Genomic DNA, 19,914 nt, shown 5'->3' with positions numbered 1-19,914 from the left:
GTTACCGACTGACCCATCGTCGAAGCGCTTCGACCGATTCTTCCCCGCTGCTGAGCAGCGGCTTCATCAGGACGCATCCTTTCCGGTAGAACCCGCCGGAAAGGCGATTCCGCGTGTTCTCCGCAAAGGATCGTGACCATGCGAAAGGCTTTCCTGCGCCGCGGTGCCGCCGCGCTCGCGCTCGCGGTGCTCGCCGCGCCCGCCCTGCCCGGCGCCGCGCTCGCCGCCCCCGAGTACCCGTTCCAGAACCCGCGGCTGAGCCTCGACCGGCGGGTCGACGACCTTGTCGGCCGGCTCACGCTCGACGAGAAGATCTCGCTGCTGCACCAGTACCAGCCGGCGATCCCGCGGCTCGGCATCAAGCTGTTCAAGGCCGGCACCGAGGCGCTGCACGGCGTCGCGTGGTCCAACGACGCCGACAACGACGGCGCGGTGGTCACGGCGAGCGGCACGTCGTTCCCGCAGCCCGTCGGGCTCGCCAGCACCTGGGACCCCGCGCTGCTGCGGCGCGTCGGCTCGGTCGTCGGGGACGAGGCGCGCGGCTACCACGCGCAGAACGACCGGGTGTGGGGGCTGAACCTGTGGGCGCCCGTGGTCAACCCGCTGCGTGACCCCCGGTGGGGACGCAACGAGGAGGGCTACTCGGAGGATCCGCTGCTCACCGGCGCGATCTCCACCGCGTACGGCAGGGGCCTGACCGGCGACGACCCGCGGTACCTGAAGACCGCGCCGACGCTGAAGCACTACCTCGCGTACAACAACGAGGCAGGGCGCGACGTCACCTCCTCGAACGTGCCGCAGCGGGTGCTCAACGAGTACGACCGCGCCGCGTTCAAGCCGGCCCTGCGGGCGGGCGCCGCGACCGGCGTGATGAGCTCGTACAACCTGGTCAACGGCCGTCCCGCCACCGTGGACCCGGACCTGGGCGGGCTGCTGCGGCGGTGGAGCGACAAGCCGCTGTTCAACGTCAGCGACGCGTACGCCCCGTACAACCTGACCGGCTCCCAGCAGTACTACGCCACCCAGCCCGAGGCGAACGCGGCCGTCATCAAGGCCGGGAACGACAGCTTCACGGTGGACAACGCCAACGGGCAGCCGACGGTCGACGCGATCAAGTCCGCGCTGGCCCAGGGCCTGCTCACCGAGCGCGACATCGACGAGGCGGCCGGGCACGCGCTGAGCATCCGCTTCCGCCTCGGCGAGTTCGACCCGGACGGCGGCCCGTACGCGAAGATCGGCGCGGATGTCATCAACGCGCCCGCGCACCAGCGGCTGGCCCGGGAGACCGCGGCGAAGGCGATGGTGCTGCTCAAGAACGACCGGCAGGCGCTGCCGCTGCCGACCGGCAAGAAGGTCGCGGTCGTCGGGCCGCTCGCCGACACCCTCTACAGCGACTGGTACGGCGCCAACCTGCCGTACCGGGTCACCGCCGCCGACGGCATCCGCGAGCGCTCCGCCGCCGTCACCACCAGCGAGGCGGCCGACCGCATCGGGCTCAAGGACGTCGCCACCGGTCGCTACGTGACGTCGAACGGCACCACCGACACCACGCCGGTCACCGCCACCGGGGCGAGTGCGGGCGAGAACGCGCAGTTCGACGCGGTCGACTGGGGTCAGGGCGTCCAGACGTTGCGCAACGTCGGCACGGGCAAGTACCTCGGCTACAACTGGGGCCCGTTCGTCACCCGCGACGACCAGCCCAGCGGCTGGTACGTCCAGCAGCAGTTCAAGCTCGAGCAGCAGGCGGACGGCACGTACGTGCTGCACTACGCCGGCTACGAGACGCAGGAGAGCTGGTTCGGCGCCAACACGTACGTGACCGTCGGCGCGGACGGCAAGCTCGCGCTCGGCTCGGCCACCGCCGCGGGCGCCGCGCACTTCACCAAGGAGGTGCTCAGCAGCGGTGTCGACCAGGCCGTCGCCGCGGTCAAGGGCAAGGACGCCGCGGTGGTCGTGGTCGGCAGCATGCCGTTCATCAACGGCCGTGAGGCCCACGACCGCACCACGATGGCGCTCGCCGAGGGCCAGCACGAGCTCGTCCGGGCGGTGCTCAAGGCCAATCCGCGCACGGTCGTCGTCCTGCAGACCAGTTACCCGGACACGATCACCTGGGAGCAGGAGCACGTCCCGGCGATCGTCTGGACCACCCACGCCGGCGCCGAGACCGGTCACGCGGTCGCGGACGTGCTGTTCGGCTCCGCGAACCCCGCCGGGCGCCTGACCCAGACCTGGTACCGCTCCGACGACCAGCTGCCGGCGGACCTCAACCAGTACGACATCATCTCGACGGACCAGACCTACCTGTACACCCGGGAGAAGCCGCTGTACGCGTTCGGACACGGCCTGTCGTACACGTCTTTCCGGTACGCCAACCTGCGCGTGCACGGCTCGACGGTCACCGTGGACGTCACCAACACGGGCCGCCGCGCCGGTGACGAGGTCGTGCAGCTGTACACCCATCAGCGCACCTCGCGCGACAAGACGCCGGTCAAGCAGCTGCGCGCGTTCCAGCGGGTCAGCCTCGCGCCGGCTCAGACCCGTACGGTGACCCTTGCCTTCCCCACGTCCGACCTGGCGCACTGGGACGTGACCCGGGGCCGGTGGGTCGTGGAGAGCGCGATCCACGATGTGCTCGTGGGCTCGTCCTCGGCCGACATCCGGCTGCGCGGCGCCCTGCGCGTGCACGGCGAGACGATCCCCGCGCGGGACCTGACCCGCACCACCCGGGCGGAGGCGTTCGACGGCTACGCCGGGGTCCGCCTGGTCGACGAGTCGAAGGCTCGTGGCACGGCGGTCGGCGCGACCGCGGCCGGCCAATGGACCTCCTACGAGGACGCGCGCATCGGCCGCACCTTCACCGCGCGGGTCGCCAAGGAGTCCGCGGGTGCCGCGACGATCGAGGTCCGGCAGGGCTCGCCCACCGGGCGGCTGCTCGGCACCGCGCAGGTCCCGAGCACCGGCAGCCGCTACAGCTACACGAGCACAACGGCGGCGCTGCCACGGATCGCCGGGAGGACCGACGTCTACCTCGTCGTCGGCGAGGGCGTGCGGATCTCCGAGTTCCGGATCCGCTGACATGCGACGACTGCTCGCGGCGCTGCTGCTGGCGGCGCTCGCGGTGACCGGGCTCAGCGTGCCCGCTCAGGCCGCTGAGCCCCGAGCCTTCAGTCCGTTCGTGGGTGGCGGTGGGGTGGTTGGACCGGGGGTCACCTACGACAAGTACTCGATCATGGTCGACGGGGAGCGGGTGCTGCTGCGCGGTGCGGAGTTCCACTACTTCCGGCTGCCCAGCCCGGACCTGTGGCGGGACGTCCTGGAGAAGTACAAGGCGGCCGGCTTCAACGCGGTCTCGCTCTACTTCAATTGGGCGTACCACTCGCCGAAGCAAGGCGTGTACGACTTCACCGGCGTCCGCGACGTGGACCGCCTCCTGCGCCTCACCGAGGAGCTCGGCCTGTACGTGGTGGCCCGGCCGGGGCCGTACATCAACGCGGAGACCACCGGCGGCGGCTTCCCGGCCTGGCTCAAGCGGGTGCCGGGCCGGGCGCGCAGCAGCGACGCCGGGTACACCGACGCGTACCGGGAGTGGCTCGACCGGATCAACCCGATCATCGCGCGGCACCAGGTGACCCGGGGTGGGCGGGTGCTGCTCTACAACGTGGAGAACGAGTACCAGGCGAACACCGACGCGCAGTACATGCAGGACCTGCAGGACCGGGCCCGCGCCGACGGCATCACCGTGCCGATCACCACGAACGTGTGCTGCGACGCGGCCTCCTGGGCCTCCACCTGGGGTTCCGGCCCCGGCGCGGTGCAGATTCCGGGCGTCGACGACTACCCGCAGTCGTTCGAGTGCCAGAACGCGGACTCGGTCTGGGGGCCGTGGGGCGAGGGTGTCACCGAACGGATCCGGGCCGACGCGCCCGGCTTCGCCGCCGAGTACCAGGCCGGCGCGATCGACGTGAACAACGCCGGCTACGACAGGTGCCGTGAGCTGACCGGGCCCGCGTACATGAAGTTCTTCCAGAAGAACAACCTGATCGCGAGCGGGGCGACGGCGTTCAGCTACTACATGGGCTTCGGCGGCACGAACTGGGGCTGGCTCGGTCAGCCCAACGACGTCTACACCTCGTACGACTACGGCGCGGCGATCACCGAGGCGCGGCAGCTGACCGCCAAGTACGACGAGTTCAAGCGGCAGAACTACTTCCTCCGGGCTGTGCAGCCGCTGACCCGGACGGACGCGGCGCCCGGCCCGGCGCCGAGCAATCCGGTGCTCACGACCGCGGCCCGGGTCAACCCCGATACGGGTACGCAGATCGTCCTGCTGCGCCACACCGGCCGCGCGGCCACCACGGACGACTCGGCCACGCTGGACTGGTCCACGCCGGACGGCCGGTACGCGGTGCCCGTACGCCTCATCGGCCGCGACGCGAAGCTCCTGGTCGCCGGCTACGACCTGGGCGGGCAGCGGCTGGCGTGGTCCACCTCGGAGATCCTGACGCACGAGGCGATCGGCGGCCGGGACGTGGCGGTCCTCTACGGCACCGCCGGCACGCGCGGCGCGACCGTGCTGCGCTACCCGTCCCGCCCGCGGGTCACCGTCCTGGACGGAAGGGTGTCCGCCTCGTACGACCGCGGCGACCTGCGGCTCGACTACTCCCACGACGGTCTCGCCCGGGTGCTGGTCACCGGGGGCGGGCGAAGGCCGCTGCTGCTCCTGCTCGGTACGGACGCCACCGCGGCGACCTTCTGGCGCGCGGACACCCCGGCCGGACCGGTGCTGGTCCGCGGCACCGGCCTGGTCCGGTCCGCCGAGGTCCGGGGCGGCACGCTCGACCTGCGCGCCGACACCGCACGGCGCGGCGACATCGAGGTGTTCGGCCCCGCCCGGCCGCTCACGGTCAACGGGCTGCCGGTCGCGGTGCGGGCCACGGCGAGCGGGTCGTGGCGCGGCACGCTGCCGGGCCCGGCGAAGGTCACGCTGCCCGCGTTCACCGGATGGCGCAGCCACGCGGAGGCACCCGAGACCCGGCCGGGCTTCGACGACTCCGGCTGGCGGGTGGCGGACGCCGGACTGGCCTCCGACGACTACGGCTTCCACAGCGGCAGCGTCTGGTACCGCGGCCGGTTCACCGCGACCGGCACGGAGACGTCGATCGACCTCAACGCGATCACCGGCCGGCGCGGGAACTACCTGGTCTGGCTGAACGGGCGCTATCTCGGCTCGGCGGCCGGCGGCACCCAGGCGGACTCCGACGCGCCGCAGAACCCCGACCCCGGTCCCGGCCACTTCGCCGTGCCGCCCGGCGTGCTGAAACCGGGGCAGCCGGCGGTCGTGTCGGTGGTGGTGCAGAACATGGGCAACAACGACGACTGGACCGCCGACGACAACCGCTTCCGGCAGCCGCGGGGGCTGGTCCGCGCCGCGCTGGGCGGCAGCGACGCGCCGATCACCTGGCGCATCCAGGGCGCGCTCGGCGGCGAGGACCTGCCCGATCCGGTACGCGGCCCGCTCAACACCGGCGGACTGTACGGCGAACGCCACGGCTGGACGCTGCCCGCGTACCCGGACCGGTCCTGGTCCCGGGCCGGCTCGCCGGTGCCGGTGGGCGTGACGTGGCTGCGGACGTCGTTCCGGCTGGACCTGCCGCGGGCCCAGGACACCTCGATCGCCCTGCGCTTCGCCGCCCCGCCCCCGGCCGGGCAGCGGGTCACGCTGTTCCTCAACGGCTGGAACCTGGGGCAGTACGGCGCCGCCATCGGCCTGCAGACCGAGTTCGTGCTGCCCGCCGGGCTGCTGCGCGAGCACGGCGGCAACACGCTGGCGCTGAGCGTGATCGCCGACCGCGCGGGACCGGTCGTGCCCGCCCGGCTGGTGATCACGGGCACTCACCGTGGTGGAGTGGAGGTCCGGCCGGTCCCGGGTCGTTAGGATGCGGCAGACGAGCAGCGGGGGAGGGGCGATGCCGACCATCAGCGATGTCGCCCGCGCGGCCGGCGTGTCGATGAGCACGGTGTCGTACGTGCTCAGCGGCCGCCGCCCGATCTCGGCCGAGACCAGCGCGCGGGTCAAGGCGGCGATCGCCGAGCTGGGCTACCACCCGCACGCCGGCGCGCGCGCCCTGGCCAGCAGCCGCACCAACGTGCTCGCGCTGGTCGTGCCGCTGCGGGTGGACGTCAACGTGCCGGTCATCATGCAGTTCGTGACCGCGGTGGTGACGGCGGCGCGCACGTACAACCACGACGTGCTGCTGCTGACCAAGGACGAGGGCACAGCCGGGCTCGAGCGGGTGGCCGGGGCGACGATGGTGGACGCGCTGATCGTCATGGACGTCGAGCGCGACGACGTCCGGATCCCCGCGCTGGGCCGGCTCAAGCAACCCTCGGTGCTGATCGGCCTGCCCGACGACGCGGCCGGCATCGCCTGCGTCGACCTCGACTTCGCCGCCACCGCGCACGAGTGCCTGGCCCATCTCGCCGGGCACGGGCACCGCCGGATCGCGCTGGTCGGCCCCTCCCCGGCGGTGTACGAGCGCGGCACCACGTACGCCGGGCGCTTCCTGGACGGCTTCACCGCGGCCTCGGACGAGCTAGGCCTGGAGACGGTCGCGCACTCCTGCGAGCCGGGCGCGGCGGGAGTCCGGGCGGCCCTGACCGAGATCGAGGACGAACTGCCCGGTGCCACCGCGCTGGTGGTGCACAACGAGGAGGCGCTCGTCCCGCTCTTCGAGGAGCTGCGGTCCCGTGGGCGGCGGGTGCCTGACGACCTGTCGATCGTGGCGGTCTGCCCGCGCGACGTCGCGACATCGATGCCGGTACATCTGACGTCGGCGGACATCCCGGCGCACGACGTCGGCACGCTGGCCGTCGAGATCGCCATGGACCTGCTCGACGGTCGCCGTACCGAGGGGGTCCGGCTGCTGCCGCCGACGATCGTCGAACGGGACAGCTGCGCCGCGCCCCGGGGCTGAGAAATGTTCTCGTCACACCGTTGACATCCAGGGTTGCGAAAACCTAGCGTCCCTCCCAAGCCCTTCGTCGAAGCGCGTCGACGGGCCCCGTGGTGAAGGGGGGAGGAGGGGGCGCCCGCCCCCCCCCCTTGGTCGCTGCGCTCCGCCGGCCGGTTTGCCGACGCGCTTCGACGGAGCCTCCGGACGCCACCCCCTGGGAGGGAACGGCACATGACACGACCACGACTCGGCCTCGCCGCCGGTGCACTGCTGCTGCTCGCATCGCTCGGCCTCACCGCCTGCAGCGACTCCGGCTCCGGCGACGAGGGCGCCGACGCCAAGACCCTGACCCTCTGGCACTACGAGGGCCCGACCAGCGCGATGGGCGTGGCCTGGACCAAGGCCATCGAGCTGTTCAAGGCCGCCCACCCCGGCGTGGAGGTGAAGTTCGAGCAGAAGGGCTTCGAACAGATCCAGCAGAACGCCGGGATGATCCTCAACTCCGACAGCGCCCCCGACATCCTCGAGTACAACAAGGGCAACGCCACCGCCGGCCTGCTGTCCAAGCAGGGCCTGCTCACCGACCTCACCGAGCAGGTCACCAAGCACGGCTGGGACAAGCAGCTCAGCCCCAGCCTGCAGACCACCGCCCGCTACGACGCCCAGGGCATCATGGGCAGCGGCAACTGGTACGGCGTGCCGAACTACGGCGAGTACGTGATGGTCTACTACAACAAGGACCTGTTCAAGAAGCACAACCTCGCCGTACCGACCACGCTCGACCAGTTCACCGCGGCGATGGACACGTTCGTCAAGGCCGGCGTCACCCCGCTGTCCGTCGGCGGCGCCGAGTACCCCGCGCAGCAGATCTTCTACGAGCTCGCGCTCTCCAAGGCGAACCGCGGCTTCGTGGACAACTACCAGCTCTACAAGAGCAAGGTCGACTTCCACGGGCCCGAGCTGACGTACGGCGCGCAGACCTTCGCCGACTGGGTGTCCAAGGGCTACATCGCCAAGAACTCCGCCGGCATCAAGGCCGAGGACATGGGCGTCGCGTTCGAGCAGGGCAAGTTCCCGATGCTGATCTCCGGCAGCTGGTGGTACGGCCGCTTCGCCGAGGAGATCAAGAACTACCAGTGGGGCACGTTCCTGTTCCCCGGCAACAACCTGCACCCCGGCTCCAGCGGCAACCTCTGGGTCGTGCCGGCCAAGAGCAAGGCCAAGTCCCTCGCGTACGACTTCATCGACATCACCATGAAGCCCGAGGTGCAGAACCTGCTCGGCAACAACGGCGGCGTCCCGGTCGCGGCGGACCCCGCGCAGATCACCGACGCCAAGAACAAGGAGCTGATCGCCGGGTTCGACGCCGTGTCGAAGGCCGACGGGCTGGCGTTCTACCCCGACTGGCCGGCACCCGGGTACTACGACGTGCTCGTCGGCGGGGTCCAGGGCCTGATCAACGGCTCGAAGACACCGCAGCAGATGCTCGACGAGATCGCGAAGCCGTACAACGACAACCTCGCCGATCTGGGCAAATGAGCGGGCGCGGGGGAGGCCGGGGATCCGGCTACGGGCTGTTCCTGATCCCGGGGGTGCTCGCCTCCCTCGCGGTCATCGTCGTGCCGCTGGTCATGACCGTCGGCATCAGCTTCACCCGGTGGACCGGCATCGGCACGCCGCAGTGGACCGGACTGGACAACTACACGAGGCTGCTCCACGACGCGAACTTCTGGGCGTCGTTCGGCCACATCCTGCTGCTGATCGTGGCGATGGCGGTGATCCCGACGCTGGTCGGGCTGCTGCTGGCGGCGGTGCTGTTCGACTACGTCGCCAAGGTCTTCGGCAACCGCTGGGCGAGCGTGTTCCGCTCCGGCTTCTACCTGCCGCAGGTGCTGCCGGTCGCGGTGACGGGCATCGTCTGGGGCTGGATCCTGCACCCCAGCTACGGCGCGCTCAACCGCATCCTCGACTCGGCCGGGCTCGGGTCGCTGGCCCGCAACTGGCTGGGCGACCCGAAGTACGCGCTGCTCAGCGTCATGGCGGTGATGGTCTGGTTCCAGCTGGGCTACCCGGTCGTGATGTTCATGTCCGGCCTGCAGCGCATCGACCCCGAGCTGTACGAGGCCGCCGACCTCGACGGCGCCACGTGGTGGCAGCGCTTCCGCCGGATCACCGTTTACCTGATCCGGCCGGAGTTCTACGTCGTGCTGGTCACCACCACGATCGCCGCGCTCAAGATCTTCGGGCAGATCTTCGTGCTGACCCGGGGCGGGCCCAGCAACGCCACGCTGGTGCCGTCGTACTTCGCGTACAAGAGCTTCTTCCAGACCGCCCAGGTCGGGTACGGCTCGGCCATCTCGACCGTGCTCACCGTGATCATCATCGTGCTCGCGTTCGTCTTCCTGCGCCTGCAGAACCGCGCCGAGCGGGGAGGCACCCGATGACCGTCCTCAGCGCACCCGCCCGGCAGGACCGTACCGAAGGGGCCGAGCCGCTGCGCCCGGTGAAACGGCGGCGCCCGGCGCGCTGGGTCGTGCTGGCCGTCCTGCTGGTGCTGGTCCTGCTCGTGGTCGCACCCATGCTGGTCGTCGCGATCAACGCGGTGAAGACCCCGGCGGACTACGCGAGCAACGGCCCGCTGTCGATCCCCGAACGCCTGTCGTTCCAGGGCATCGCCGACTTCTGGGAGCGCGTCGACTTCACCCGCAAGCTGCTCAACAGCTTCGTGACCAGCCTCGCCGTCGCCGTGCTCGCGGTGCTGCTGTCGGTGCTCAACGCGTACGCATTGGGCATCGGCCGGGTGAAGGGCCGGATCTGGTTCCTGGTCTTCTTCCTCGTCGCGAACGTGCTGCCGCAGGAGGTGCTGGCGTACCCGCTGTACTACCTGTCCAAGGACCTGCACCTCTACGACAGCCTGACCTCGATCGTCATCATCTTCACGGTCATCCAGAGCGCGTTCGGCACCTACCTGCTGTCCTCGGTGTACGCGGAATTTCCCACCGAGCTGCTCGACGCCGCCGCGGTCGACGGTGCGGGCAAGTGGCGCACCCTGTGGCGCGTCGTCGTCCCGGTCAGCCGCCCCACCCTCGCCGTGCTGTTCACGTTCTTCTTCATCTGGACGTGGAACGAGTTCTTCCTGCCGCTGATCTTCCTGGTCTCCAACGAGAACCAGACCGTCCCGGTGGCCCTGGGCGTGCTGCAGGGCGACCGGCTGATGGACGCCACCACCACCAGCGCCTCGGCCCTGGTCGGCATCCTGCCCGCGATGCTCTTCTTCCTGATCTTCCAGCGCACCCTGACCCGCGGCATCACCGCCGGCGCCATCAAGTAAAGGACGCCCATGAAGTTCACCGACGGCTACTGGCGCAAGCGCGACGGCCTCACCGTCCTGCACCCCGTCCAGCTGCAGGACACCGCGCCCGCCGCGACGTCGCTGACCGCGTACGCCACCGCGAAGCGGGTCCAGGGCCGCGGCGACACCCTCGACGCGCCCATCATCACCGTCACCTGCACCGCCCCGGCACCCGATGTCATCCGCGTGACGCTGAGCCACTTCCTCGGCGAGCGCCCGCGCCTGCCGCGGTTCGAGATCGCCGCGGACCCCTCGTACGTGCCGGTGGTCGCCGACACCTCGATCACGGCCGGCGCGCTGACCGCCCGCTTCCGTGACGGGGACTCCTGGGGACTCGACTTCCTCGCCGAGGGGCGGCGGCTCACCGGCTCCGGCTGGAAGGGCATGGGCGTCGTCGACACCGCCGACGGCGGGCACTACGTGCACGAACAGCTCGACCTCGGCGTCGGCGAGGCCGTGTACGGGCTCGGCGAACGCTTCGGCCCGCTGGTCAAGAACGGCCAGGTCGTCGACATCTGGAACGAGGACGGCGGCACCAGCAGCGAGCAGGCGTACAAGAACGTCCCGTTCTACCTCACGAACCGCGGGTACGGCGTGCTCGTCGACCACCCCGGCCGGGTCTCCTTCGAGGTCGGCTCGGAGGTGGTGTCGCGCAGCCAGTTCAGCGTCGCCGGCCAGTCGCTGTCGTACCTGGTCATCTACGGGCCCACCCCGGCCGACGTGCTGCGCAAGTACACCGCGCTCACCGGGCGGCCCGCGCTGCCGCCGGCGTGGTCCTTCGGGCTGTGGCTGACCACCTCGTTCACCACCAGCTACGACGAGGAGACGGTGACGAGCTTCGTCGACGGGATGGCAGAACGGGACCTGCCGCTGAGCGTGTTCCACTTCGACACGTTCTGGATGCGCGAGTTCAGCTGGTGCGACTTCGAGTGGGACGCGCGGATCTTCCCCGACCCGCCGGGCATGCTCAAGCGCCTCTCCGACCGCGGGCTGCGGACCTGCGTGTGGATCAACCCGTACATCGCGCAGCGCTCGTCGCTGTTCGCCGAGGGCATGGCCAAGGGCTACCTCGTCCGCAAGCCGGACGGCGACGTGTGGCAGTGGGACCGCTGGCAGGCCGGCATGGCCCTGGTCGACTTCACCAACCCCGAGGCCGCCGCCTGGTACGCCGCCAAGCTCAAGGCGCTGCTCGAGATGGGCGTCGACGCGTTCAAGTCGGACTTCGGCGAGCGCATCCCCACCGACGTCGTCTGGCACGACGGCTCCGACCCCGAACGCATGCACAACTACTACACGCAGCTCTACAACAAGACCGTCTTCGACGTGCTGCGCGAGCACCGCGGCGAGGGCGAGGCCGTCGTGTACGCCCGCTCCGCCACGGTCGGCGGCCAGCAGTTCCCGGTGCACTGGGGCGGCGACAACTCGTCCACGTTCGAGTCGATGGCGGAGAGCCTGCGCGGCGGGCTGTCGCTGTCGGCGTCCGGGTTCGGCTTCTGGAGCCACGACATCGGCGGGTTCGAGGGGCTGCCCGACCCGGCCGTGTTCAAGCGCTGGATCCCGTTCGGGCTGCTCTCCTCGCACAGCCGGCTGCACGGCAACCAGACGTACCGGGTGCCGTGGCTCTTCGACGACGAGGCCGTCGACGTGCTGCGGGACTTCACGCGGCTCAAGCACCGGCTGATGCCGTACCTGTTCGGCGCGGCCGTCCGGGCGCACGAGGAGGGCCTGCCGGTGATGCGGCCGATGGTGCTCGGTTTCCCGGACGACCCGGCGGCGACCCACCTCGACCGGCAGTACCTGCTCGGCGACGACCTGCTCGTCGCCCCGGTGTTCAGCGCCGAGGGCGACACCACCTACTACGTGCCCGCCGGGCGCTGGACGAACTACCTGACCGGCGAGACCGTCGAGGGCCCCGGCTGGGTCCGCGAGACCCACGGCTTCGCGAGCGTGCCGCTGCTGGTGCGCCCCGGTGCGGTCATCGCCGTGGGCGCCCGCGAGGACCGGCCCGACTACGACTTCCGCGACGGCGTGACGCTGCGGGTGTTCGAGCCGCGCGACGGCGTCCGTATGGTCACCGTGCCCGGCCCGGCGCCGACCACCTTCACCGTCACCGTCTCCGGCGGGACGGTCCGCGCCGAGCGGGACGGCGACGCGCTGCCCTGGCGGCTGCAGGTCGGCACGGCACCCGCGATCGAGGCGGCCGCCGGCGACACCGGCCTAGTGTGGGAGGCATGACGGAGCCGCTCTGGCGCGGGCCCGCGGTCGCGCTGATCACCCTGTTCCACGCCGACGGGAGCATCGACCCCGCCGCGACCGCCGCGCACGCCGCACGGCTCGTCGCGGCCGGGATCCGCGGCGTGCTGGTCAACGGCAGCACCGCCGAGGCCGCCGCGCTCACCGACGACGAACGCGTGGAGCTGGTCGCCGCGGTCCGTGACGCCTGCCCGGGCGTGCCGCTGATCGCGGGCGCGTCGGGGGAGTGGCACGGACAGGCGGCGGCGCGCACCAGGGCGGCCGTGAAGGCGGGCGCGGATGCGCTGCTCGTCGCGCCGCCACGGCTCGGCGGCGACCTCGCCGGGTACTACGCGCGGGTCGCCGAGGCCGCCGGGGACGTGCCGGTGCTGGCGTACCACTACCCGGGCAAGGCGGGCGGGGCGGTGCCGGTCGACGCGCTCCCCGGCCTGCCGGTCGCCGGGATCAAGGACTCCAGCGGCGACCCCGCCCGGCTCGGTCACCAGCTCGCGCTGGGCTGGGACGGCTCGGTCCACGTCGGAGCGTCCGCGCTGCTCGGGTACGCGAGCTGGCTCGGGGCCTCCGGGGCCATCGTCGCGGCGGCCAATCTCGTGCCCGAGGACTGCCTGGCGGCCTGGGACCGCGACGCCGCCGCGCAGCACCGGGTGATGCGCGCCGAGCGGGAGGCGAAGGCCGGCCCTGGTGGCCTCAAAGCGGCCGTGGCGGCCCGCTTCGGTACGTCGCCCATCCGACGGATCGGCTGAGGCGGCGCCACCGTCCCCTATGGTCGGCGGTGGTGCCCGCAACCCGATCCGGAGGTCCGGCCGTGCGACGCTTCCTCGCCCTCCTGCTCGTCCCGGTGGCCGCCGCCGTCGTCTCGCTGACCGCGGCCGGCCCGGCGCACGCCATCGCCAACGGCGAGGAGGTCCCCGACGGCACGTACAGGTTCTCCGTCAAGCTGACGATGACCGGCATCCCGACGGCGAGCGGCGGCAAACGCAACAGCGCCTGCTCCGGCGCGCTCATCGCGCCCCGCTGGGTGATCACCGCCGGGCACTGCTTCCGCGACGCGAACAACGTCCGCGTCGAATACCCGGTCGCCGACCTCACCACGGCCACCGTCGGGCGCACCGACCTGACCGGTCCGGGCGGCCACGAGCTGACGGTCGTCGCGGTCCGCCAGTCGCCCACGGCCGACGTGTCCCTCGCGGAGCTCGAAGCCGCGGTGTACGACGTCCGCCCGCTGCGGGTGGCCACCCGCGCCCCCGAGATCGGCGACATCGTCCGGGTCACCGGCTACGGCTCCACCACCAGCACGAATCCGGCCCCGGTGACGCACCTGCGCACCGGGCAGATGACGGTCGTCTCGCTCACCGGATCGGTCACGGGCCTCACCGGATACGCGCCCGAGGCGTCGACGACGCCGTGCCCGTACGACTCGGGCGGCCCGTTCTTCCTGGAGGACCGCCGCGGCGGTCCGGCGCTGGTGTCGGTGGTCAGCAACGGGCCCAGTTGCCCCCACACGCAGGTGGAGAGCAGCGCGCGCGTCGACAACATCGCCGACTGGGTCTACCGCACGGTCCTCGAGAACCGCGGCTGACTGCTAGCTTGCTGGGATGTCCGACGACGACCGGCTCCTGGCCCGGTACGAGAGGATGCGAGCCGAGATCGCGCTGCGGGCCGTCGCCCGCGACTGCGCCACCTCGGAGGCCCTGGCCGACCAGCGCGCCGCGCACCGGGCGGAGACACAAGCCTGGCTGCACCTGTCGGAGCTGCGCGAGGCGCGCCGCGCGGCACCCGGGGACCTGAGCCTCGTGGCCGCGGCCGACCAGGCGGAGGCCGCGTGGCAGACCGCCCGGGACGCCGCAGAGGAGATCAACCGGAAGGCGTCCGAGGTCGCGCGGCGGGCCCTCGAGGAGTCGGAGGCCGACAGCCGGCTGCTGCGCGAGATGGGGTCGCGCGTCCGCGCCGCCCGGTTCGCGTCCCGGCGGCCCGCTTCCTGAAGCCGGCCCGGGGCCCGCGTTCCGATTCGCCGCGTCCCGCATGATCCGCCGGAAGCGACCGTCGACATCGATCGTTGTCACTGCCGTGGTGGCATAGGCTCGGTGCCGTCCGCTGTCGCACCCGAGCCGAGGTGGTCGCCGTGTCCCGGATCCGATCGTTCGTCGCCGGCGCGGCCGTCGCGGTGCTCGCCGCCCTCGCCCCGGCAGTGCCGCAGTCCGCCGCCGCCTCCGGACGCCCGGCGGCCGCGGGAGCCGTGGCGCTCTGGGAGTCCTCGCTGCAAGGGGTGCACGGCGTCGCCCCCGACGCCACCGTGCGGCAGATCGCCCGCGTCTCCACCGGCGGCTGGGGGATCCGGGTACGCCTCGGCAACCCGTTCGGCGCGGCGCCGGTCGTGGTCCGCAACGCCTGGCTGGGGCGTACGGTCGCGCCCGGCGTGGCGACGCTGGTGCCCGGCTCCAACCACCGGCTCCGCTTCCACGGCGCGGTGACCGTCTCCATCCCGCCCGGCGGCGAGGTGGTCAGCGACGCCGTGCCGATCGGCGTGGAGGCCGGTCAGGACGTCGCCGTCAGCCTGTACGCCCCCGGCAGCCCGATCGACGACCACACGTTCCCGCCGTTCGCGTACGACCCGCCGGCCTCGTACATCGGCACCGGCGGGGACACGGCCGCCGACGAGTCGAACGCCTCGTTCCCGTCCGCGCCGGTCATCCCGGGCAGCACCGCGAGCAGCGCCACCGGATACCACCCGGGCCAGATCTGGTGGCTGGACCTGGTCACCGGCGACCGGCCGGCGGCGCGCGGCTCGGTGGTGGCGCTCGGCGACTCCATCACGGACGGCTACCAGGCGGTCGGTCCGCCCGGGCAGCGCTGGACCGATGTGCTCGCCGACCGGATGCTGGCCGTACCGCCCGCGCAGCGCCTCGCCGTCGCCAACGCCGGGATCTCCGGCAACACGGTGAGCGTGCAGCCCAACCCGTACGACCCCACCGGCCAGTGCTGCGGCCCGCCGGCCCCGCAACGGCTCGAGCGCGACGTGCTGTCCGTACCCGGGGTCCGCACGGTCTTCCTGCTCGAGGGCACCAACGACCTCGGCGGCGGCCAGAACGCCCCGCCCGCCCCGGCCCAGCAGGTCATCGACGCCATGCGCGGCATCGCGGACCGGGTGCACGCCCGCGGTCTGCGCCTCGTCGGGGCGACGGTCCTGCCCATGTGCCTGGCCGCCGGGAGCGCCGGCGAGCAGAACCGGCTCACGGTCAACGCCTGGATCCGTTCGGGCGCGGCCTTCGACGCGGTGGTCGACTTCGACGCGGTGCTGCGCGACCCGGCGAACCCGACGCAGATGATCCCCGACCTGCGCGCCGACTGCTACCACCCGAACGCGGCCGGCGACGCCCTGCTCGGCGCGTCTATCCCCCTGGCGGCGCTGGGCGTGCCGGCGGGCCGGTGACCCGGGTGGGGTGACCATGCCGTTCTGGGGGGGGACGACTACAGCTGGATCGAGTTCATCGGGTCCGCGGTCGCGGCCTTCCTCGGCGCCGGCGTCGCGATCGGTGGCGTGTTCTGGCAGGTGCGCCGGCAGGAGAGCCAGTCGGCCCGGGCCACCCGGGAAAGGACCTACCTGGAGGCGGCCGACGACCTCGCGCCGATCAGGGCGACGTCGCCCGGCGTCTCAGTGAGGAGACGTTCGCCTGGCTCCGCGACAAAGGGGCATCGGCGGACGACGCCTGGCTCGTGCCACCGACGGCTCCGGACGAGCCGTTCCCTCGGCGGCCGGGGCGGTGAGCGCGACCCCGGTCAGGCGGCTCCCGCGAACCGGGCGGGGTCGAAGAGGCCGATCGGGTGCCGCGTCGTGCCGTCCATGGCGAGGTCCGCGAGGATCTCACCCACGACGGGGACGAACTTGAAGCCGTGCCCCGAGAAGCCGCACGCCACCGTCACCGCCGCGCAGCCCGGGTGCGCGGCGATGACGAAGTGCTCGTCCGGGGTGGTGCTGTAGAGGCACGTTGTGGCGCTCACCAGCGAGCCCGGCAGGTCCGGCAGGTGGAGGCGGGCCCGGGCGGCCATCGTGGCGATCTCGTCGGGGTGGACGTCGCGGTCGACCGTCTCCGGGGTGGTGGGGACGCCACGCCGGAAGAAGGCGATCTTCGCGCCGCCGGCCGGGCCGTCGATGGCGGGGAAGCCGTACACCTGGCTGCCGTGCCGGTCCTCCCAGATGTAGACGCCGAAGCGGTCCGGCAGGAACGGTTCCACGCCGCCCGCGGGCTGGAACCAGTAGAGGACCTGACGTTCGATGACGATGGGCAGCCCGAGGCCGGCGAGCAGCTGCGGCGCCCACGGGCCGGGGGTCACGACGAGCCGGCCCGCGGTGTACGTGCCCGCCTCGGTGTCGACCCGCACGCCGCCGTCCGCGGTCGGTTCCCAGCGGGTCACGGGCTCATGGAAGTGCAGCTCGGCGCCGTGCCGGGCGGCCAGGTCGAGGTGCGCGGCGACGGTCAGCTCGGGGCGGACGAAGCCGGCGCGGGACTCGTACAGCGCCACCTCGTCGTCGCGGGGGTTCATCGCCGGGAACCGCCGGCGCAGCTCGGCCGCGTCGAGCATCTCGTGCTCGAGGCCCCACTGCTCGGCGCTGCGGCGGCTGCCGGCCACCGTACGGCTGTCCGGGCGGCCCACCATGACGCCGCCGGTCAGCCGGATCACGTCGCGGCCGGAGTCGCGGGCCAGGGCCTCCCACAGCTCGTACGCCCGCAGCAGCAGCGGCACGTACTCGGGGCTCTCGAAGTACGACTGCCGGGTCAGGCGGGAGCCGCCGTGGCTGGCGCCCCGGTCGTGGGCGACGCCGAAGCGTTCCAGGCCCAGCACCCGCTGCCCCCGGGCGGCCAGGTGGTACGCCGCCGCGCTGCCCATCCCGCCGAGCCCCGCGACGATCACGTCGTAGCCCGCCACGAGGGTCCTCCCTGCTGCCGGAGATGACCAGCATTCCGGCTCCATCGGAGTCGGTCAATGCGTTGGCGCGGATTTCTCCGGTTGCGCGGTCAGCCCGGCGCCGGACGGCTCGGCCGGCGCCGGCTCCCCGGGCAGCGTGAACCAGAACCGGCTGCCACCGCCGTCGTTGCCGTCGACGCCGACCCGGCCGCCGTGGCGCTCGACGATGCGGTGCACGATGGCCAGGCCCAGGCCCGTGCCCGGGTAGCCCTCGCTGCCGCCGGCGCGGGTGAATGCGGTGAAGACGGTCTCGCGCTGCTCCGGCGGGATCCCGATGCCGTGGTCGGCGACCTCGATGCGCCAGCCGGTGCCGTCCGGCCGGCAGGTGACCTCCACCGACGGGTCGTGACCGTACGGGGTGTACTTGAGCGCGTTGCCGATGAGGTTGTCCAGCACCTGGCGCAGCAGGACCGGGTCGCCGGCGACGGTCGGCAGCGGCTCCACCGTGACCGCGGCGGGCCGGTCACCGAGCCCGGTGACGCGTTCCCGCACGATGTCGTCGACCAGGCGGCCGAGGTCCACCTGCGCGCTGGTGAGGAGCCGGTTGTCGGCCATCGCGTAGTCGAGCAGGTCGTCGATGAGCGACTGCATGCGCTGGGCGCCGGCGTACAGGCGCTCGAGGAAGTCGCGGTGCACCGGGTCCAGGCGCCCGGCGGCCTCCTCGCGCAGGAAGTCCGCGTACCCGGTGATGCGCGACAGCGGGCTGCGCAGGTCGTGCGCGACCACCCCGGCGAAGCCGACCAGCTCGCTCTCCCGGCGGCGCAGCTGCTGCTCGACGGCCTCCCGCCGGGCGATGTCGTCGCGCAGCGCGGCGGTGGCCTCGTCGACGCGGCGCAGCGCCCGGTTGCGGGCGGTGATCACCGTGCCGGTCAGCGCGGCGAGCAGCCCGGTGATGACCAGGCCGACGATCCACGCGATCAGGTCGCGGTGCAGGTCGGTGTCCGGCAGCAGCCGGCGGGTCGGGGTGACCGTCAGTGCCCAGGTACGTTGCGGCACCGCGACCGTGACGGCGCGGGGCGGCAGGTCTCGGTCGACGGCCGCGGCGGGTGTCCAGCTCGCTACCGGTTTCAGCACCCCGTCGCCGGCGTCGGAGAGCGTGACGGCGACCGTGTCGCGGACGGTGCCGCTGATCGCCTGATGGAGGAAGTCCTTGGCGCGCAGCGCCATGAGCAGCCAGCCGCGGAAGCGGCCGAGGTCGCGGGCCGCCGGTGAGGTCGAGTACACCGGCGCGGCCAGCGTGAAGGACAGCTGCTGCAGGTTGGCGGGCACATCCTCGTCGCGCAGCAGCCGGTACGTGCGGCTGGTCGCGATGCGGTGGCTGTCCCGCGAGCGGCGGAGCACCTCGAGCGCCTCGGGGGAGCCGGCGGCGTCGCGGCCGATCGCGGGGCCGGTCGTCGGCTCGGTGGCGCGGTCGAGGACGACGAAGAAGTGTTCGGCCGCGTCCGGGTCGGTGGGCTGCAGCACCAGGTCCGTCGTGCCGCGGTCGCGCCAGTACCGCTGCACCTGCGGGATCTGCGCGGTCGTGGCGGGGACGACGTACACGACGCCGGTGACGCCGGGCAGCCGCTGCCGGTCGACCGGGGCGGTGATCGCGGTGAACTCGGCCGCCTCGAGCTGGGACTGGGCGCCGATGGCGGCCGAGAGGTCGGTGAGCGAGGTGCTGTAGCGGCGCATCTCGGCCTGCACGGCCTGCGTGACGATGAAGGTCTGCTGGCTCAGCGCCCGCTCGCGCCGGTCGTCGTCGGCGCGGCGCAGCGCGACGGCGGCCATGGCCGTACCGGCCACGCCCAGCACGACGACCAGGGCCAGGATCCGTCCGGACCACCGGCCGGGACGCCTCATCCACGACCGCCGGTTCATCGCCACGACCCTACCGGTACCAACCGGCATCTTGCGGACGAATCCAGGTGTTCCCGGCTCTCGTAGGATGCTCGCATGCTGGCTGTGTTCTGGCGCGACATCGTCCTGGCGGTGCTGCCCACGGCGGAGGTCGCCGAGGGCGCGGGGGAGTGGGCGATCGCGGCCGCGCAGGAGCGGCTCGGCCAGACCTTTCCCGAGGACCTCGCCGGGCTGCTGCGCGAGACGGACGGGGTACGCGGCGAGAGCGGTCTCGACGTCGTGTGGCCGGTCGAGCGCATCGTCCGGGACAACCTCGAGTTCCGCACGTTCCCGGACTTCAAGGACCTGTACGCGCCCTTCGACGACCTCCTGTTCTTCGGTGACAACGGCGGCGGCGACCAGTTCGCGTACCGGGCCGGGGATCCCGCGGGCGCGGTGCTGGTCTGGGAGCACGAGACCGACGAGCGCCGCCCGGTGGCCACGAACCTCGCCGACTACCTCACCCGCATCCTGATCGCCGAGGGCGACACCTGGTACGACGGCTCCCGCTGA

General features: G+C 72.3%; 14 protein-coding genes. 12 read left to right on the top strand and 2 right to left on the bottom strand.

Annotation, left to right across the window (positions count from 1 at the left end):
• Positions 1–138: 138 nt before the first annotated feature.
• From IT780_RS01930 to IT780_RS01880, 11 genes are all read left to right on the top strand, one after another.
• The gene (locus IT780_RS01930) at positions 139–3,075 is read left to right on the top strand and encodes a glycoside hydrolase family 3 protein (RefSeq protein WP_199509592.1); all 2,937 of its coding nucleotides are present in this window, start codon (positions 139–141) and stop codon (positions 3,073–3,075) included.
• Position 3,076: 1 nt separating this feature from the next.
• On the top strand, positions 3,077–5,935 hold the full coding sequence (locus IT780_RS01925; protein ID WP_199509591.1) for a beta-galactosidase: 2,859 nt from the start codon (positions 3,077–3,079) through the stop codon (positions 5,933–5,935).
• A gap of 31 nt (positions 5,936–5,966) precedes the next feature.
• Positions 5,967–6,974, top strand: a complete 1,008-nt coding sequence (locus IT780_RS01920) for a LacI family DNA-binding transcriptional regulator (protein ID WP_199509590.1) — start codon at positions 5,967–5,969, stop codon at positions 6,972–6,974.
• Between the two features lie 210 nt (positions 6,975–7,184).
• Complete coding sequence (locus tag IT780_RS01915; protein ID WP_199509589.1) at positions 7,185–8,492, top strand: extracellular solute-binding protein; 1,308 nt, start codon at positions 7,185–7,187, stop codon at positions 8,490–8,492.
• Positions 8,489–9,397, top strand: coding sequence for a carbohydrate ABC transporter permease (locus IT780_RS01910; protein WP_199509588.1), 909 nt, complete (start codon positions 8,489–8,491; stop codon positions 9,395–9,397). The genes IT780_RS01915 and IT780_RS01910 overlap by 4 nt, the downstream gene beginning before the upstream one ends.
• Entirely contained in the window at positions 9,394–10,284 is an 891-nt protein-coding gene (locus tag IT780_RS01905) for a carbohydrate ABC transporter permease (RefSeq protein ID WP_199509587.1), read from the top strand. The genes IT780_RS01910 and IT780_RS01905 overlap by 4 nt, the downstream gene beginning before the upstream one ends.
• 9 nt (positions 10,285–10,293) lie before the next feature.
• On the top strand, positions 10,294–12,540 hold the full coding sequence (gene yicI, locus IT780_RS01900) for an alpha-xylosidase (RefSeq protein ID WP_199509586.1): 2,247 nt from the start codon (positions 10,294–10,296) through the stop codon (positions 12,538–12,540).
• Positions 12,537–13,301, top strand: a complete 765-nt coding sequence (locus IT780_RS01895) for a dihydrodipicolinate synthase family protein (RefSeq protein WP_199509585.1) — start codon at positions 12,537–12,539, stop codon at positions 13,299–13,301. The genes yicI and IT780_RS01895 overlap by 4 nt, the downstream gene beginning before the upstream one ends.
• A gap of 62 nt (positions 13,302–13,363) precedes the next feature.
• Positions 13,364–14,137 carry a S1 family peptidase gene (locus IT780_RS01890; protein ID WP_307830996.1) on the top strand — a complete coding sequence of 258 codons (774 nt, stop codon included), beginning with the start codon at positions 13,364–13,366 and terminating at the stop codon, positions 14,135–14,137.
• Between the two features lie 16 nt (positions 14,138–14,153).
• Positions 14,154–14,540 (top strand): hypothetical protein, encoded by a 387-nt coding sequence (locus tag IT780_RS01885; RefSeq protein WP_199509584.1) that lies wholly within the window; start codon positions 14,154–14,156, stop codon positions 14,538–14,540.
• A 140-nt stretch (positions 14,541–14,680) separates the two neighbouring features.
• Positions 14,681–15,988 carry a GDSL-type esterase/lipase family protein gene (locus IT780_RS01880; RefSeq protein ID WP_199509583.1) on the top strand — a complete coding sequence of 436 codons (1,308 nt, stop codon included), beginning with the start codon at positions 14,681–14,683 and terminating at the stop codon, positions 15,986–15,988.
• A gap of 347 nt (positions 15,989–16,335) precedes the next feature.
• Here IT780_RS01880 and solA read toward each other — a convergent pair whose 3' ends face one another.
• Positions 16,336–17,484, bottom strand: coding sequence for an N-methyl-L-tryptophan oxidase (gene solA / locus IT780_RS01875; RefSeq protein WP_199509582.1), 1,149 nt, complete (start codon positions 17,482–17,484; stop codon positions 16,336–16,338).
• A 54-nt stretch (positions 17,485–17,538) separates the two neighbouring features.
• Entirely contained in the window at positions 17,539–19,383 is a 1,845-nt protein-coding gene (locus tag IT780_RS01870; RefSeq protein WP_199509581.1) for a sensor histidine kinase, read from the bottom strand.
• Between the two features lie 75 nt (positions 19,384–19,458).
• Between IT780_RS01870 and IT780_RS01865 the strand changes: the two genes are divergently transcribed.
• Complete coding sequence (locus IT780_RS01865; protein ID WP_199509580.1) at positions 19,459–19,914, top strand: SMI1/KNR4 family protein; 456 nt, start codon at positions 19,459–19,461, stop codon at positions 19,912–19,914.

Origin of the sequence: Nucisporomicrobium flavum (assembly GCF_016464385.1) — a bacterium.
GTDB classification, from domain to species: Bacteria; Actinomycetota; Actinomycetes; order Mycobacteriales; family Micromonosporaceae; genus Actinoplanes; species Actinoplanes flavus_A.
Note: the sequence above shows the minus strand (reverse complement) of the source record. Positions and strands in the feature narration are given on the sequence as shown.

Bases quoted from the DNA above. Each gene is read 5' to 3' on its own strand.
- IT780_RS01885 (WP_199509584.1), top strand. From the start codon at position 14,154: ATGTCCGACGACGACCGGCTCCTGGCCCGGTACGAGAGGATGCGAGCC.
- IT780_RS01870 (WP_199509581.1), bottom strand. From the start codon at position 19,383: ATGAACCGGCGGTCGTGGATGAGGCGTCCCGGCCGGTGGTCCGGACGG.
- IT780_RS01895 (WP_199509585.1), top strand. From the start codon at position 12,537: ATGACGGAGCCGCTCTGGCGCGGGCCCGCGGTCGCGCTGATCACCCTG.
- yicI (WP_199509586.1), top strand. From the start codon at position 10,294: ATGAAGTTCACCGACGGCTACTGGCGCAAGCGCGACGGCCTCACCGTC.
- IT780_RS01920 (WP_199509590.1), top strand. From the start codon at position 5,967: ATGCCGACCATCAGCGATGTCGCCCGCGCGGCCGGCGTGTCGATGAGC.
- IT780_RS01910 (WP_199509588.1), top strand. From the start codon at position 8,489: ATGAGCGGGCGCGGGGGAGGCCGGGGATCCGGCTACGGGCTGTTCCTG.
- IT780_RS01915 (WP_199509589.1), top strand. From the start codon at position 7,185: ATGACACGACCACGACTCGGCCTCGCCGCCGGTGCACTGCTGCTGCTC.
- IT780_RS01905 (WP_199509587.1), top strand. From the start codon at position 9,394: ATGACCGTCCTCAGCGCACCCGCCCGGCAGGACCGTACCGAAGGGGCC.
- IT780_RS01930 (WP_199509592.1), top strand. From the start codon at position 139: ATGCGAAAGGCTTTCCTGCGCCGCGGTGCCGCCGCGCTCGCGCTCGCG.
- IT780_RS01925 (WP_199509591.1), top strand. From the start codon at position 3,077: ATGCGACGACTGCTCGCGGCGCTGCTGCTGGCGGCGCTCGCGGTGACC.
- IT780_RS01865 (WP_199509580.1), top strand. From the start codon at position 19,459: ATGCTGGCTGTGTTCTGGCGCGACATCGTCCTGGCGGTGCTGCCCACG.